Consider the following 14,825-nt stretch of genomic DNA (forward strand, 5'->3'; position numbering starts at 1 on the left):
GTGACCGCCCGCAAGCCGTCCCGCAGAACGCCCGCCCCCACCGAGGCCCCCCGGGCCGAACCACCGGCACCCGAGGCGGTGGCGTCCCCCGCGGCCCCCGCGTCACCGCCGTCACCGCCGTCACCGCCGTCACCGGAACCGGCCGCCCCGGCTGGACGGAAGAAGAAGCCGGCGTCCGAGCAGGCCGGCGCCGCATCGCCCCGCCCCCGCCGGACCACCACCGCTGCCCGGGGCGTACGCCAGGCCCACCCCCTCGACGACGCCGACCGGGGCCGGCTGCTCGCCGGTGAGCACCACGCCCCGCACGACCTGCTCGGCGCCCACCCGGTCCGCGGCGGGGTGACCTTCCGGGTGCTGCGCCCGTACGCCCGGTCGGTGACCGTGCTCGCCAAGGGGCTGCGGGCGCAGCTGCACGACGACGGCGACGGCTTCTTCTCCGGGCTGCTGCCGATGCCCTCGCTGCCCGACTACCGGCTCCTGGTCGCCTACGACGACAACGAGATCGAGATCCAGGACCCGTACCGCTTCCTGCCCGCGCTCGGCGATCTCGATCTGCATCTGATCGGCGAGGGGCGGCACGAGGAGCTGTGGACCGCCCTCGGCGCGCAGCCCATGGAGCACCAGGGGGTGGCGGGCACCCGGTTCACCGTGTGGGCGCCCAACGCCCGCGGTGTGCGGGTCGTCGGGGACTTCAACTACTGGGACGGCACCGGCTTCCCGATGCGCTCGCTCGGATCCACCGGGGTGTGGGAGCTGTTCCTGCCCGGGATCGGGGAGGGCGCGCTCTACAAGTTCGACATCTGCCGCCCGGACGGCTCTCACACGCTGCGGGCCGACCCGATGGCCCGGTACGCCGAGGTGCCGCCCGCCAACGCCTCGATCGTGACGGCCTCGCACCATCAGTGGCGGGACCAGGAGTGGATGGCGCACCGCGGGGACGTCCCGGTGCACGAGGCGCCGGTCTCGGTGTACGAGGTGCACCTGCCGTCCTGGCGACCGGGCCTGACCTACCGCCAGCTCGCCGCCCAACTCCCCTCCTACGTAAGGGATCTCGGGTTCACGCATGTGGAGCTGATGCCGGTCTCCGAGCATCCCTTCGGCGGTTCCTGGGGGTACCAGGTCACCGGGTTCTACGCCCCGACGTCGCGCATGGGCACGCCCGACGACTTCCGGTTCCTCGTCGACTCCCTGCACCGGGCCGGGATCGGAGTGATCGTCGACTGGGTGCCGGCGCACTTCCCGCGCGACGACTGGGCGCTGGCGGAGTTCGACGGCCGTCCGCTGTACGAGCACTCGGACCCCTCGCGGGCGGCGCATCCCGACTGGGGCACGCTGGAGTTCGACTTCGGGCGCACCGAGGTGCGCAACTTCCTGGTGGCCAACGCCACTTACTGGTGCGAGGAGTTCCACATCGACGGGCTGCGGGTGGACGCCGTCGCCTCGATGCTCTACCTCGACTACTCGCGCAAGGACGGCGACTGGTCCCCGAACGAGCACGGCGGCCGGGAGAACCTGGACGCCGTCGCCTTCCTCCAGGAGATGAACGCCACCGTCTACCGGCGCAATCCGGGTGTCGTGACCATCGCCGAGGAGTCCACCGCCTGGGACGGCGTCACCCGCGCCACCCACCACGTCGGCCACCACGGATTCGGGGGTCTCGGCTTCGGGCTGAAGTGGAACATGGGCTGGATGCACGACTCGCTGGTGTACGTGTCGAAGGAGCCGGTGCACCGCAAGTACCACCACAACGAGATGACCTTCTCGATGGTGTACGCGTACAGCGAGAACTACGTCCTGCCGATCTCGCACGACGAGGTGGTGCACGGCAAGCGTTCGCTGGTCTCCAAGATGCCCGGCGACTGGTGGCAGCAGCGCGCCAACCACCGGGCCTACCTCGGCTTCATGTGGGCCCACCCGGGCAAGCAACTCCTGTTCATGGGCCAGGAGTTCGCGCAGGGGGCGGAGTGGTCGGAGGGCCACGGACCGGACTGGTGGCTGCTCGACCCCTCGTACGCGGCGGAGAGCGACCACCGGGGCGTACGCACCCTGGTGGGCGACCTGAACGCGGTGTACGCCGAGACCCCCGCGCTCTGGCAGCGCGACACCGTCCCGGAGGGCTTCGACTGGGTGGACGGGGGCGCCGCCGAGGACAACGTCTTCGCCTTCCTGCGCTACGACGCGCACGGCTCGCCACTCCTCGCGGTCAGCAACTTCTCCCCGGTGGTGCGGCACGACTACCGCGTGGGCGTCCCGGACGTGCCCGGGGACCGGGTCGCGTGGGCGGAGGTCCTCAACACCGACGCCTCGCGGTACGGCGGCAGCGACGTACTCCACCCCGGACCGCTGAAGCCCGAACCGGTGGCGGCGCACGGCCGTCCCGGCAGCATCCTGCTGACGCTGCCGCCGCTGGCGACGGTCTGGTTCCGGCCGGTCTGAGCCGGGGTACGCGGCCCGCGACCGCCTCGTTCCCCCGCTCGCGGGCCGTCAGGGCCCTTCGCCCGGATCCGGCCTGGCCCAGACGGGCCCCGATGCCGCACGGCGCGCCGGGTGTTGCCCGTCCGGGCCACCCCGGTCTGCCCTCTGGCCCCTGGCCCCGCGATCAACCGCCGCGTATCCAGGAAGGGTTGCTGTTCCTTCGTGGGAAAGGCCCTCTCTTCGTGCACGCCCGAGAGAAAGACAGAACTCCACGGACCGAATACCGCCGTACCGCGGCCCGCACCCCCGCAGGGGGCGGGGCGCCGCCGAGGGGCCCCATGGCGCTGCAGGCCGTCTCCGGGAACGCCGCCGTCGTCCAGATGCTCCGCAGAGCCGGCCACCCCTGGGCCCAGGAACAGCACCAGCACGACGCCGGCGACAGCCACCACCGGGCCGAACAGGCACAGCAGCCGGGCGTGCGGCGCGTGCCCGCCCCCGCGGACCTCTCCGTCCAGCGGCTCGCCGTTGAAGACGCGCCTTCGTCGTGGCACGGGCAAGCGGTGCGGCGTTCGGGCGAGGGCGCCGACGGAGTCTTCTTCGTGGGCCCGCCGGGGGCGGAGGTCGTGATCAAGCCCCTGCCGTCCACAGGCAATGTGGAATACGCCCATCGGTTCCTGGAGCACATGGACATCCGGGCGCCCCGGATCGTCCGCCACGCGGTCACCTCGCGCGAGGGGCAAGCGATCCATGACCTCCTGATGCGTAACCAGGCAGTGGGCCGGACCCCGGAAGAGATTCCGAATCAGCTGAGCTCCGCCCAGGCATTCCTCGTCATGGAGAAAGCCCCGGGAGCCACGCTGCAAGGCATGGACGCCAATGCGGCGCTGCAGTTCCTGGGCGACGGGGAAGCGTTGCGGAAGACCGGCCGCACCATGGTCGCCGATGCCTTCCTCGGCAACGACGACCGGATAGTGGGCAGCAGGGTCAACCTCGGAAACTTCCTGTACCAGGCGGCGGCAGCCATCGCGCCGACAGCACAGCTCACCGCGATCGACAACAGCTCCAGGTTCACGGCCCCGCAGGTCCTTCCCACCCGAGCGGGCGGCAAGAGGCTGGACGACAGGCTCGCGGTGAAGCTCGGCTACCTCCAGATGCTCCGCCATCCCGCCCGCACCAACCCGTTCATCACCAAGTTCCTCCAGAGGTTCCGCCAGGCCCACCAGAACAGCCCGGCGGTCACCGCGATCCTGGACGACGACGCGCAGTCCGGACCGATCAAGGACCGGCTGGGAGAAGGGATCGCATCAGCGTTCGCCGATCTCGCGACGGTCTTCACCGGCAACGCCTCTCTGCTGCGTGCCATCGGTTCGGGCTACGACGAGGCGAGTGCCGAGAACCGGTCCGTCTCCGGAGCCAAGGCCGCCGCGAAATACGTCTCGGACACCCAGAACGGCCTGACGCACGACCAGGCGGTCGACGAGCTGATCGGCTATGTGGAACGACGCTGCGCCAAGGACAAGCTGCCCACTGGCCTCAAGTGGGTGGGCCAGCTGGTCGCCTGATCTTTCGAGATGGCGACCGGCCTTCCCCTCGTAGCGTAGATGCCTGGATTGCAGGGGAAGTTGGGAGTCTTGCACTCGGGCCGATACACCCAGCGCTCGTCGCACTCGGCGGCTCGGGGACTGCTCATGCTCCGCGCCTGGATTCGGCTTTGAGGGCGGCGAGGCGAACGGTCAGCTCCTGGCGCGAGGAGAGCACCTCAATACTGTCCGGCTGGGCGTCCCACGACAGTCCGCCGCTGATCGGGCGGAGCTGGATGAGCCCGCCGATGGTCCCCATCACAACGCCGAAGCGATCGGCTTTCGTGTCCTTGACTACCGCCCCGAGCCGGGGTTCGGTCTGCTGGTTGTTCGCCATGCCGAAGACGGTACGTACGGGCTGCGTACCGAACCAGATGCGGAGTGTGGCACTCTCGCAACTGCTCGCCGGGCTGTACCACGCCTCGTAGTTGTTACCCGGCGACACCCAGATGGACCGCCATGTCGCGCATGTCCTCGGTGAGCGTGCGCTTCCGGCCGGCCAGGATGTCGCTCATGATGTATCGGGCCATTTGCTGGTGTCTGAGCCACTCGGGAGAGGCCCGCCTGATGGCGTTCAGCTCGTCCATCGCATCCTGATGGGAGCCGAGCTTCGCGTGGGCTCCGGCGACGTCGAGACGGTGCCGGTCCCAGTTGTTCGCGCTCGGGCGGCCAAGCCTCTTCAGTGCCTTGCGGCTCAGGGCTCCCTCGTCGGCCCGGCTGAGCACTCCGCGGGCATCGCCGATGAGAGAGAGGTCTTCGATCGCCTTCATCTCAGCCGTGACAGGCCCGAAGGTGGACCAGTGCTCCCGGAAGTCCATGTGTTCGGCATCCAGGGCCGAGGCTGCAGCCGCAACCATGCGCCGAGCCTCCTTGGCAACCTCGGGACGGTTGTTCCGCACTGCCGCGGCGGCTACGCGCTGGCACAGCTCCCCCCAGACGGCAAGTTGCCCCGGCAAGGCGTTGGACATGCGCGGCTCCACCTCGACAGCCGTGACGGTGGCCAGGCGCTCAGCTTCGTCGAATCTGTCCTGTCGCAGAAGGAGCCAGCCCATGCCGACGACCCCGGTGGCGGCGAGGAGAGTCTGCCCGGCCTCGCGGGCGTCCCTGATGCCCCGTGCGAGGGCGTGGTAAGCCATGTCGTAGCGCCGGATCTGAGTGAGGTATTTGCCCGTCAGAAGAAAAGCACTGGCCCTGACAGTGGTGGCCCTCTGTCGCGATTCCCCCGCGTCGCTGAGCACGACGGCGGCCTCGGCGGCACTCAGGATAGTCGGCAAGCGCTTCGCGACGGAGTCGTAGCGGTCGGCTTGGTAAAGGGCATGGGAGTCGCCGATGTCCCGCTGGATGGAAGCCAGGCTGACTTCCTGCTCAGGTTCCGCGAGAACCCCGGACAGTCCGACAGGGGGCATGAGCGCGCGGCGTAGTTCCATGAGGCGGGCGCTGTCGCCTTCGTCTCCACGGACAGGCTCGGGAGCCGCGGTCTCGAAGAGGCTGGATGTGGTGGTGCCGAGTGCCCTGGCCAGCATGTGAAGTGTCTCGACCCGCACACTTCCGCCTTGCTCAGCCTTCCGAACGACACCCAGGGAAAGGCCCGCCTGCTCGGCGAGCTGTTCCTGGCTCAGGCCGACGCGGCGACGGAGGTTACGAATGTTCTCGGACAGCGGCATGGGCTCACCTCTCTTCCAGAGTACGTCCGTTGGGATCGATAGCAGCAAGTCATTCCGTGACGCATCACGCCCGGGTGGTGACCGCTCCCGACTCCGCCGGCCGAGACAACGCCACCCTGCGGTCCGCAACCCGAGTTCCGGGCTTCGAGGGTCGGGGTTCGAGCTCCGGGACCGGCTGGCTCACTCTTTCGTGGGTACGAGGAAAGGGCCGGGTCCGAGGCTTGAGCTTCGGGATTCGGAGGGCGAGATCCGGGAGTCGGGGTTCGAGCGCTCTTTTTCAACCGGTAGGCAAAAGAAGGGGGTTGGGAAAACCTCCCTAGCCTCCCCGACCCGTCACGACCAGCAAGTACGACTAATCCGGACCGGCTTGCGGCGCACTGTCACGGCTGCTTACGGTTCCCTTGACCAAGCGACCCCGGACGCGGTGTTAGAGCACCGGCCGGGGTCTCACCCCAAGATCGACGGAGACCGATCCCGTGGCTAGTGAGAACCTTAGTCCTGCCCTGCGCGCACCCGCATCCTCGCGCCCGTACGCGAAGGCCAATCCCGGTTACGGCAAGCGATCCACACCGGACCAACACCCGCCGCGCGCCGACGACTTCATGCTGCTGCCCGAGCGCGAGCGCTACATCGCCGGGTTCGTCGACCATCTGCCCGACGGCGCGGCCATGGACATCAAGTCGCTCGCCAAGAGCATCCCGCTGTACGGACAGATGGCCGTCGGCAGTGCCCTCAGGGCGTTGGGAGTGGCCGGTCACCTGCGACACGCCCGGTGCCGGATCGAGGTGCGCGGCCAGGTCCGCTGGACCACCCGGACCTTCTGGTCCCGCACCGCCCGCGACAACGAATGGTGGGGCACCTTTCTGGACGACGAGAACAGCCGAGCACCCCAGGAGGCGATCGTTCCCCTGTCGCCCCGGGGTCCTGCGGAAGTCCCCGCTCCCCGGGCCGAAGCACAACTGCCGGTCCCGGTCCCCGCGCCCCCGGCCGAGCCCCCGGCGAAGCCCACCTCGCCCGCTCCCGCCCCCGCCGTACCGCAGCAGCGAAACCCTGAGCCGGCCCCGGCATCCCCCTCGCCCGCGTACCTCGCCCTGGCCCAGCTGGGCCGAATCGAACCGCGCCTGGCCCTCTCCGCCGCCGACTGCGCCGTTCTGGAATCCCTGGCCGCCGAGTGGCTCACCAGGGGCGTGGACGCCGACTACCTCACCCGCGCCCTCACCTCCGGCCTCCCCACCCAGGTCGACTCCCCCATCGGCTTCGTACGCCGCCGCCTCAACGACAAGATCCCGCCCCACCTGCCCACCACTCCGACACCGGCCGCACCCGGCACCCCCGTCCGCCGTCTGATGCTGGAATGCACCGAGTGCGGCACACCCGGCCCGCCCGATGCGCTCCCCGACGGCCTCTGCCGCACCTGCCGCGAGCCCGAGTCGGGGGCTGCCCCGGCCGGGCCCGCCGACCCCATCGTCGAACGTGACATCCACGCACTGGTCGGCAACCTCCGCGACCTGATGAGAGCCCCCTGATCGCCGCCACCACCCACCCGAGCCGGGCCCGGACGACTGGCCGCCAGGCCTGAGCCTGGGGCGGTCCGAGATCACGAGAGTTTGAAATCGCCCTTGACCCCGGCGCATTCGGTCAGGCATTCACGTTCAGGTGATTTCCCTTCCAGGCCCTCCTGAATGGGTGATCGACTTCGTACGATGCTTGCTCAGCACCGATGTCCACGTCGCCGAAGTGGGCTGCTGGTTCCATATTCAATTCAAGGGGAAACTATGACCTCGAAAAAGAGGAACGTTGTGCGCACGATGGCCGCGGCGCTTGCCGCAGCCGCCGCGTTCACCCTGGCCGGGCCGGCCGGAACCGCTTCCGCCATCGACCACGTGACCTGCGACCCGGACGCGGGTTTCCTGAAGATCTGGTCGCACGACGGCAGTGGGCACGACAGCGTGGACTGCTATGCGAATCGCGGGAAGACCGACTTCGGCGGGTGGTGGGTCGACCAGATCTCCACGGGGAACAACGACGTGAAGTACTACGACGCCAATGGCGACGTGGTGAAAATCCCCCGGTGGTCGAACATTAAGTATTCGAACGTGCCGAAGGTCGCTGCCATCGAAATCCTGTAGGGATTTCCTCCAGGGACGTTCCGCAGTCCCGGTCGCGCTCGCCTCACGCCGTCTCGAAGACCTCTTCCAGTTCCTGGAGGAGCTTGCGCCTGGGGCGGGCGCCCACCATCGACTTCACGGGTTCGCCGCCCCGGAACACCATCAGGGTCGGCGCCGCGAGAACGGCGTACCGGCTCGCGATGCCGGGGCTGGTGTCGATGTCCAGCTGGACGACCTCCATGCGGCCGGCCAGCTCGGTGGCGACGGCGCTGAGCACGGGGGCGAGTTGGCGGCACGGGCCGCACCAGTCGGCGGTGAACTCGACGAGCACCGGGCCGTCTGCCGCGAGGACCTCGGTGTCGAAGGTGGCGTCGGTGACCTCGGCCACGCCCTCTGCATGAATCATCTGTCATCCTCCCAGTTCACAACGCGGTTCCGGACCGCCGGGGAGCGCCGCCCCGGCCTCCAGCTCGGCCCTGGCGAGCTGAGCACCCACCTCGGCGCGGACCGTCCGGAGCTGTTCGATGAGCGAGTCGAGCTCGCCGAGCTTGCGCCGGTAGACGGCGAGCGAGGCGGGGCAGGCGTCACCGGCCGGGTGGCCGGCGCGCAGGCACTCGACGAACGGCCGGGTCTCCTCCAGCTCGAACCCGAAGTCCTGCAGGGTCCGGATCTGCTGGACCAGCCGCAGGTCGTCCTCGTCGTACGCGCGGTAGCCGTTGTCGGCCCGCCGGGCCGGCAGCAGTCCGCGGGACTCGTAGTAGCGCAGAGTCCGCGTGGTCGTCCCGGCCCGTTCGGCCAGCTCCCCGATTCGCATGTCCTCGACGGTAGACCTTGACGCCGACGTCAAGGCAAGCGCGAAGGGGCCGCCGCGGGGGTCCCCGCGACGGCCCCTTTCCGGTGCCCGTTTCCGGTGCCGGTGTGGTTACGCCTTCGCCACCGCGTGCTGCTCGTCGCCGTCGCGCGGCTCCGGGACGCCGTGCACGTCGGCGTCCTGGTTGAGCATCTGCTCGTTCCACGGGAGCGCGCCGGAGAGCACCTTGTCCACCCGCTCCTTGTCGATCTCCTTGGTCCAGGTGCCGACCAGGACGGTGGCGACCGCGTTGCCCGCGAAGTTCGTCATGGCGCGGGCCTCGCTCATGAAGCGGTCGATGCCGACGATCAGGCCGACGCCGTCGACCAGGCCGGGGCGGTGCGACTGGAGGCCGCCCGCGAGGGTGGCCAGGCCCGCGCCGGTGACTCCGGCCGCGCCCTTCGAGGCGACGATCATGAAGAGCAGCAGCGAGATCTGCTCACCGGCGCTCAGCGGGTCGCCCATCGCGTTGGCGATGAAGAGCGAGGACATCGTGAGGTAGATCGCGGTGCCGTCGAGGTTGAAGGAGTAGCCGGTCGGCACGGTGATCCCGACGACCGGGCGGCTGACCCCGAGGTGCTCCATCTTCGCGATGAGCCGCGGCAGGGCGGACTCGGAGGAGGAGGTGGAGAGGATCAGCAGGAACTCGCGGCCCAGGTACTTCAGCAGGGCGATCAGGTTGACCCCGGCGACCAGCCGCAGGATGGCACCGAGCACCACGAAGACGAAGATCGCGCAGGTGAGGTAGAAGCCGATCATGATGATCGCGAGGGACTTCAGCGCGTCCACGCCGGTCTCGCCGACCACCGCCGCCATCGCGCCGAACGCGCCGACCGGGGCCGCCCACATGATCATGGCGAGGATGCGGAAGACGAGGCGCTGGATGTGGCCGATGCCGCGCAGCACCGGCTCGCCGGCCGAGCCCATGGCCTGGAGCGCGAAGCCCGCGAGCAGGGCGACGAGCAGGGTCTGGAGCACTTCGCCCTCGGTGAAGGCGGAAACGATCGTGGTCGGGATGATGCCGAGCAGGAAGTCGGTGGTGGACTCGCTCGCCCCGGCCGCCTGCTTCTCACCGGCGGCGCGTACGGCTTCGGTGAGGTGGAGGCCCTGGCCGGGCTCCAGGAGGTTGCCGACGAGCAGACCGATGGCCAGCGCGACGGTCGACATCACCAGGAAGTAGCCGAGGGCGAGGCCGCCGACCGCGCCGACCTTGGCTGCCTTGCGCACCGAGCCGACGCCCAGCACGATCGTGCAGAAGATGATGGGCGAGATCATCATCTTGATCAGGTTCACGAAGCCGGTGCCGATCGGCTTGAGCTCGACGGCGAATCCCGGGGCCACGAAGCCCACCAGGATGCCGAGCGCCACCGCCGCGATCACGGCCAGATACAGATAGTGCGTGCGGTCCCGCTTGGCGGCTGCCACTCCCACGGGGGTTCTCCTCGGCTCGTCCGGATCACTCCCCCGTCCCTGGGGGGTGCAAGGGCTGTCCGGCGGATCCGGGCCGGAAAAACCCTTGGTGAATATCTCGCTCCCTGTGATGCCGGTCACCATTGCGTGCATTTCGTTCACGTGTTTTCGGCCAGGCAGACTGGTGCCATGCGTCTCCCCCGTCCCCGGACCCGCCCGCGCAGCCTGGCCGGTCAGCTCTTCGCCATGCAGGTGGTGCTGGTGGCGGCCGTGGTGGCGGGATGCGCGTTCTTCGCGTACGTATCCGGCAGCGCGCAGGCGAAGGAGACAGCGACCCGGCAGGTCAGGGCGGCCGCGCTGGCGATCGCCGACTCGCCGTCGGTACGGGAGGCGATCGGCACCCCGGACCCTTCGGCCGTGCTTCAGCCGTACGCGGAGAGGGTCCGCAGGGACACCGGGATCACCTTCGTCACGATCATGTCCCCGGAGCGGGTCCGCTGGACGCACCCGGACGCCGACCGGATCGGTGAGACGTTCCTCGGGCACACCGCTCGGGCGCTGCGCGGCGAGACGTTCACGGAGACGTACACCGGCACGCTCGGCCCCTCGATCCGGGTCGTCACCCCGGTCCGGGACGGCTCCCGGATCATCGGGCTGGTCAGTGCGGGCATCACGGTCGAGCGGGTCTCCTCGCAGGTGCGGGCGCAGCTCGGGGCGCTGGGCCTGGCGGCGGGCGGGGCGCTCGCGCTCGGCGGCATCGGCACGTATGTGATCAACGCCCGGCTGCGTCGGCACACGCACGGGATGAACGCCGCCGAGCTGAGCCGGATGCACGACTACCACCAGGCCACGCTGCACGCGGTGCGCGAGGGGCTGCTGATGCTCGACGGACGGCGCCGGATCGCGCTGATCAACGACGCGGGCCGGGAGCTGCTCGGTCTGGGACCGGGTGCGGTGGGGCGCAGGGTCGCCGAGCTGGAGCTGCCGGCGCCGCTGACCGGTGCGCTGCTCGCCTCCGAGGAGCGGGTCGACGAACTGCATCTGACGGCGGACCGGGTCATCGTGGTCAACACCCGTCCGGTGGTGGGCGGGGAGCGGCGCGGCACCGTCGTGACGCTGCGCGATCACACGGAACTCCAGGCGCTGTCCGGTGAGTTGGATTCCGAGCGGGGGTTCACCCAGGCGTTGCGCTCGCAGGCGCACGAAGCGGCGAACCGGCTGCACACCGTCGTCTCGCTGATCGAACTGGGCCGGGCCGAGGAGGCGGTGGGCTTCGCCACCGCCGAGCTGGAACTGGCCCAGGCCCTCACCGACCGGGTGGTGGGAGCGGTGGCCGAGCCGGTGCTGGCCGCGCTGCTGCTCGGCAAGGCGGCACAGGCGAACGAACGGGGGGTGGAGTTGGTGCTCGCGGACGACAGCCTGATCGACGACGGCGACCTGCCGACGACACTGTCGCACCGGGATCTGGTGACGATCCTCGGCAATCTGATCGACAACGCGGTGGACGCGGCGTCGGAGGCGGTGACCGGTGTGCCGGGCACCGGGTCCGTGCCCGCCCAGCGAGGACCGGGGAACGGGCGGGCCGCCCGCGCCCGGGTCACCGTCACCGCGCTGGCCGGGGAGGGCGAACTGCTGCTGCGGGTCGCCGACACCGGGGCCGGGATCGATCCGGCGGACGCCGCCGAGGTGTTCGAGCGGGGCTGGTCGACGCATGGAGCGGGCCGGGGCATCGGGCTCGCCCTCGTACAGCAGGCGGTGCACCGCAACGGCGGCACGGTCACCCTGGACGGCGGGGCGGACGGCGGTGCGCGGTTCACCGTGCGGCTGCCGCCGGCCTTCGCCGGGCCCACGGCGCACACCACGAAGGAGGCCACGGCGTGATCCGGGTACTGATCGTCGAGGACGATCCCGTAGCCGCCGACGCCCACCGGCTTTACGTGGGCCGCGTCCCCGGATTCACGGTGGCGGCCGTGGCGCATTCGCGGGCGGAGGCGGTGCGGGCGCTGGACCGTACCCCGGTCGATCTGCTGCTCCTGGATCTGTACCTGCCCGACGGGCACGGTCTGCAACTGCTGCGCTCGCTGCGCGCGGCCGGGCACTCGGCGGATGTCATCGCGGTGACGTCGGCGCGCGATCTGGCGGTGGTCCGGGAGGGGGTGTCGCTCGGGGTCGTCCAGTACGTGCTGAAGCCGTTCACCTTCGCCACCCTGCGCGACCGGCTGGTGCGCTACGCGGAGTTCAGGGCGGCGGCCGGTGAGGCGAGTGGCCAGGACGAGGTGGACCGGGCGATCGGCGTACTGCGCGCCCCGCAGCCGGCCCGGCTGCCGAAGGGGCTGAGCAGCCCGACGCTGGAGGCCGTCACCCGCGCCCTGCGGGCCGCCCCGGACGGGGTGACGGCGGCGGCGGCCGGGGAGGAGCTGGGCATCTCGCGGATCACCGCGCGCCGATATCTGGAGCATCTGGTGACGGTGGGGCGCGCGGTGCGCAGTCCGCAGTACGGCCAGATCGGGCGCCCGGAGCTGCACTACCGGTGGGTGACCCGCAACGGCTGACGGAGCGGCGGCACCCGGGCCCGCGTCCTCGCCGACTCGACGTGGACGCGGGCGCGGGCGCGGGCGCGGGCCCGGACGGCGGTGTTCGCCCGGCCGCTTCAGTGCTCCTTGAACAGCGACCGGGCGTGGCTCAGCCCGTACTTGGCGACATCGGTGCCCAGTTCGACCCCGGCCTCGTCCGCGAGTCGGGTGTGGATGCCCAGCCAGACCCGCGCGTCCATGTTCTCCAGCGTGAGCTGGTGCCATGCGGTGTAGCTACGGACGACGCCCGGTGCTGTGCCGCTGGTCAGGGTGAACGGGGCCGTGCGCGGTCCCACGAGGGCGGTGAGAACGGTTTCCGTCGCGCCCGCGTAGGTGTTGTGGCCACTGGGGTAGTCCGGGTGCGCCGGGGTGGTGTGCAACGGGGTCCATGACGGGTCGGCCGCCATGTCGCCGACGCCGGCCCGGATCGCGGTGACGGGGCGCCACAGCGGGTAGGTGTACTTGCTGTCGGAGGTGGCGATCTGGGTGTCCACCAATGTGGCGTGGGCCAGGGCGACGAGCTCGGCCTGCTTGGCCGGCGGCCGGTGGGACGTGGCGGCGAGCGCGACGCGAATCGGCTTGGTCCACAGGGCGAGCGACGAGTCGAACCAGAAGTTGGCCGTGTCGGTCTGCCGCGCGGTGCGCGCGGTGCTGTTCAGCTCGCCGAAGTCCCGGACCTCCTTCAGGTCGGTCCGGTACCGCTCGGACGTCGGAGCGGGCGGCGCGGGCAGCCGGAACTGGTCGGCGCTCTTCAGCAGGAAGGGCCGGGCGAACCTGCTGCCGTTCTGGATGGCGGGGGCGAACGCGGGCGGGGTGGGCTGCCAGACGCCCGGCGCGGCCGGCGGCACGGTGAAGGGGGCGTTCACGGAGGCCGCGTCGAGGCCGTCGCCCTCGCGGTCGTGCAGGACCTCCAGCGCCTGGCGTTCGCCCGCCGCGACGCCCAGGGTCTCGGCCGGGCCGTCGGGAGTCCGGTCCAGGGTCTCCCGCAGGGCGGCATCCAGCTCCGGGGCACGGGTGGGCGCCAGCTCGACCAGGGCGCGGTGCACCGCGGCGGCCAGCGCCGCGTCCTGGTAGTCCCGGCGGTCGACCCCGGACGGCACATGCTGCAGGGCCCGCGCCGCCGCGATCCAGCTGATCGCCCAGGTGCGGTTGTTGGTCACCGGAGGCAGCGCCGATCCGGCCGTCGCGATCGTGTCGGCCGTGGTGTCGTACCAGGCGAGCGCCACGGAGGTGCGGTCGTGCCCGGACGCAGGGGCGGCGACGCCCGGCGCCGCGCCGGAGGCGACCAGCAGTGCCGTGGAGGCCGCCAGGGCCGCACGGGTCTTCGAAATTTTCACGGGAGCAGCTCCTGATGGTGGGATGGGGCCGGATGCCGGCAGCAGCGTTCCTCCTGACCCGGTGGTGTTCAGGCGGGGTCGGCGTCGATGTGGAAGGGGACGGTGACGATGTTGGAGGCGACGCCCATCCGGTCCAGGTCCTTGGCGCCGATCTTCCCGTCGCCGTCGAGATCCTTCACGACGGCGGGTGCGTCGTTGTAGATGCCGTCGTGGTCGAGGTCGTCGACGACCGCCACGGTCAGGGTGGTGTCGACGTTCTGCCCCACGATCGGGGCGCCGACGATCCAGGTGTCCCACAGCTCGGTCGTGTGCGGGGTGCGGTCGGTGACGCCGGAGAGGTTGAACAGATTGGCCAGGTTGGTACCCGGCCCGGAGAAGCCGGGGAGGGTGCTGTTGGTGGTGGAGTCCAGCACGACCAGTCCAGGGATCTTTTCGTCCCGGCCGGTGGAGAACGTACCGGGGAAGGGGGCGGTGTCGTTGTGCGCGGCAGGGCCGGTGAGCTGGAGCCCGTTGTAGCCGGTCTGGGCCAGGGTCTTGCCCCGGAAGGAGAGCTTCAGGTCCACGATCCAGCCCTTGCCCTCCACGCCCGCGTTGTCCCCGCGCTCGGGCGCGACGACCTTCACCTTGACCGGGTGCTTCGCGGCGGACGGCCTGTCCAGGCTCGACGCGTTCGCGCTGGACAGTCCGAAGGCCGTGGCGCCGAGGCCGAGGATCACGGCCGCACTCGCGCCGAGGGTCCAGCCGAGCTTGTTCTTCCTCATGACTTGTCCTCCTGGGTGTCTGGGGCTTGCGGCCAGGTGTACGACCGCCTGTGGCACCCGGTTCAATCCGCGGGTGAACTCGTACCCCCCGCTCGTCGTACACGTAGCTGCGAGGCGCACGATCAGT

The 14,825-nt window shown here is 70.4% G+C and carries 13 protein-coding genes; 6 read left to right on the top strand and 7 right to left on the bottom strand.

Annotated features, from left to right (window positions below):
* Window positions 1-2,436 carry a 1,4-alpha-glucan branching enzyme gene (glgB, locus tag ACFYY7_RS08355; RefSeq protein WP_388658666.1) on the top strand — a complete coding sequence of 812 codons (2,436 nt, stop codon included), beginning with the start codon at window positions 1-3 and terminating at the stop codon, window positions 2,434-2,436.
* A gap of 317 nt (window positions 2,437-2,753) precedes the next feature.
* On the top strand, window positions 2,754-3,977 hold the full coding sequence (locus ACFYY7_RS08360; RefSeq protein ID WP_388658668.1) for a hypothetical protein: 1,224 nt from the start codon (window positions 2,754-2,756) through the stop codon (window positions 3,975-3,977).
* A gap of 124 nt (window positions 3,978-4,101) precedes the next feature.
* On the opposite strand, the gene ACFYY7_RS08365 is transcribed toward ACFYY7_RS08360, so the two are convergent.
* Window positions 4,102-4,332, bottom strand: coding sequence for a hypothetical protein (locus ACFYY7_RS08365; protein ID WP_388658671.1), 231 nt, complete (start codon window positions 4,330-4,332; stop codon window positions 4,102-4,104).
* 94 nt (window positions 4,333-4,426) lie between these two features.
* Window positions 4,427-5,659: a helix-turn-helix domain-containing protein gene (locus ACFYY7_RS08370; protein ID WP_388658673.1), complete on the bottom strand. Its 1,233-nt coding sequence runs from the start codon at window positions 5,657-5,659 to the stop codon at window positions 4,427-4,429.
* A gap of 476 nt (window positions 5,660-6,135) precedes the next feature.
* Between ACFYY7_RS08370 and ACFYY7_RS08375 the strand changes: the two genes are divergently transcribed.
* On the top strand, window positions 6,136-7,185 hold the full coding sequence (locus ACFYY7_RS08375; protein ID WP_388658675.1) for a MarR family transcriptional regulator: 1,050 nt from the start codon (window positions 6,136-6,138) through the stop codon (window positions 7,183-7,185).
* 249 nt (window positions 7,186-7,434) lie between these two features.
* A complete protein-coding gene (locus tag ACFYY7_RS08380) occupies window positions 7,435-7,788 on the top strand; it encodes a beta/gamma crystallin domain-containing protein (RefSeq protein ID WP_351260051.1) in 354 nt (117 codons plus the stop codon).
* Between the two features lie 43 nt (window positions 7,789-7,831).
* On the opposite strand, the gene trxA is transcribed toward ACFYY7_RS08380, so the two are convergent.
* From trxA to ACFYY7_RS08395, 3 genes are all read right to left on the bottom strand, one after another.
* Entirely contained in the window at window positions 7,832-8,173 is a 342-nt protein-coding gene (gene trxA, locus ACFYY7_RS08385; RefSeq protein ID WP_351260053.1) for a thioredoxin, read from the bottom strand.
* Between the two features lie 3 nt (window positions 8,174-8,176).
* Window positions 8,177-8,581: a MerR family transcriptional regulator gene (locus tag ACFYY7_RS08390; RefSeq protein WP_351260055.1), complete on the bottom strand. Its 405-nt coding sequence runs from the start codon at window positions 8,579-8,581 to the stop codon at window positions 8,177-8,179.
* A gap of 108 nt (window positions 8,582-8,689) precedes the next feature.
* Entirely contained in the window at window positions 8,690-10,048 is a 1,359-nt protein-coding gene (locus tag ACFYY7_RS08395) for a cation:dicarboxylate symporter family transporter (protein WP_388658680.1), read from the bottom strand.
* Window positions 10,049-10,216: 168 nt separating this feature from the next.
* On the opposite strand from ACFYY7_RS08395, the gene ACFYY7_RS08400 reads away from it, so the two are divergent.
* Both ACFYY7_RS08400 and ACFYY7_RS08405 read left to right on the top strand, forming a co-directional pair.
* Window positions 10,217-11,908: an ATP-binding protein gene (locus ACFYY7_RS08400; protein ID WP_388658683.1), complete on the top strand. Its 1,692-nt coding sequence runs from the start codon at window positions 10,217-10,219 to the stop codon at window positions 11,906-11,908.
* On the top strand, window positions 11,905-12,579 hold the full coding sequence (locus tag ACFYY7_RS08405; RefSeq protein ID WP_376308227.1) for a response regulator: 675 nt from the start codon (window positions 11,905-11,907) through the stop codon (window positions 12,577-12,579). Before ACFYY7_RS08400 ends, ACFYY7_RS08405 begins: the two co-directional genes overlap by 4 nt.
* Window positions 12,580-12,677: 98 nt before the next feature.
* Here ACFYY7_RS08405 and ACFYY7_RS08410 read toward each other — a convergent pair whose 3' ends face one another.
* Both ACFYY7_RS08410 and ACFYY7_RS08415 read right to left on the bottom strand, forming a co-directional pair.
* Window positions 12,678-13,937, bottom strand: coding sequence for a vanadium-dependent haloperoxidase (locus ACFYY7_RS08410; RefSeq protein WP_388658686.1), 1,260 nt, complete (start codon window positions 13,935-13,937; stop codon window positions 12,678-12,680).
* A 68-nt stretch (window positions 13,938-14,005) separates the two neighbouring features.
* Window positions 14,006-14,698 carry a hypothetical protein gene (locus ACFYY7_RS08415; RefSeq protein WP_388658688.1) on the bottom strand — a complete coding sequence of 231 codons (693 nt, stop codon included), beginning with the start codon at window positions 14,696-14,698 and terminating at the stop codon, window positions 14,006-14,008.
* Between the last annotated feature and the right edge of the window lie 127 nt (window positions 14,699-14,825).

The sequence above is a fragment of the Streptomyces sp. NPDC001933 genome (assembly GCF_042890955.1).
Classification (GTDB): Bacteria; Actinomycetota; Actinomycetes; order Streptomycetales; family Streptomycetaceae; genus Streptomyces.

What these genes read in the sequence shown, in the direction of transcription:
- ACFYY7_RS08360 (WP_388658668.1), top strand. Translation starts at nt 2,754, where the DNA reads ATGGCGCTGCAGGCCGTCTCCGGGAACGCCGCCGTCGTCCAGATGCTC.
- ACFYY7_RS08365 (WP_388658671.1), bottom strand. Translation starts at nt 4,332, where the DNA reads ATGGCGAACAACCAGCAGACCGAACCCCGGCTCGGGGCGGTAGTCAAG.
- ACFYY7_RS08370 (WP_388658673.1), bottom strand. Translation starts at nt 5,659, where the DNA reads ATGCCGCTGTCCGAGAACATTCGTAACCTCCGTCGCCGCGTCGGCCTG.
- ACFYY7_RS08380 (WP_351260051.1), top strand. Translation starts at nt 7,435, where the DNA reads ATGACCTCGAAAAAGAGGAACGTTGTGCGCACGATGGCCGCGGCGCTT.
- trxA (WP_351260053.1), bottom strand. Translation starts at nt 8,173, where the DNA reads ATGATTCATGCAGAGGGCGTGGCCGAGGTCACCGACGCCACCTTCGAC.
- ACFYY7_RS08390 (WP_351260055.1), bottom strand. Translation starts at nt 8,581, where the DNA reads ATGCGAATCGGGGAGCTGGCCGAACGGGCCGGGACGACCACGCGGACT.
- ACFYY7_RS08400 (WP_388658683.1), top strand. Translation starts at nt 10,217, where the DNA reads ATGCGTCTCCCCCGTCCCCGGACCCGCCCGCGCAGCCTGGCCGGTCAG.
- ACFYY7_RS08415 (WP_388658688.1), bottom strand. Translation starts at nt 14,698, where the DNA reads ATGAGGAAGAACAAGCTCGGCTGGACCCTCGGCGCGAGTGCGGCCGTG.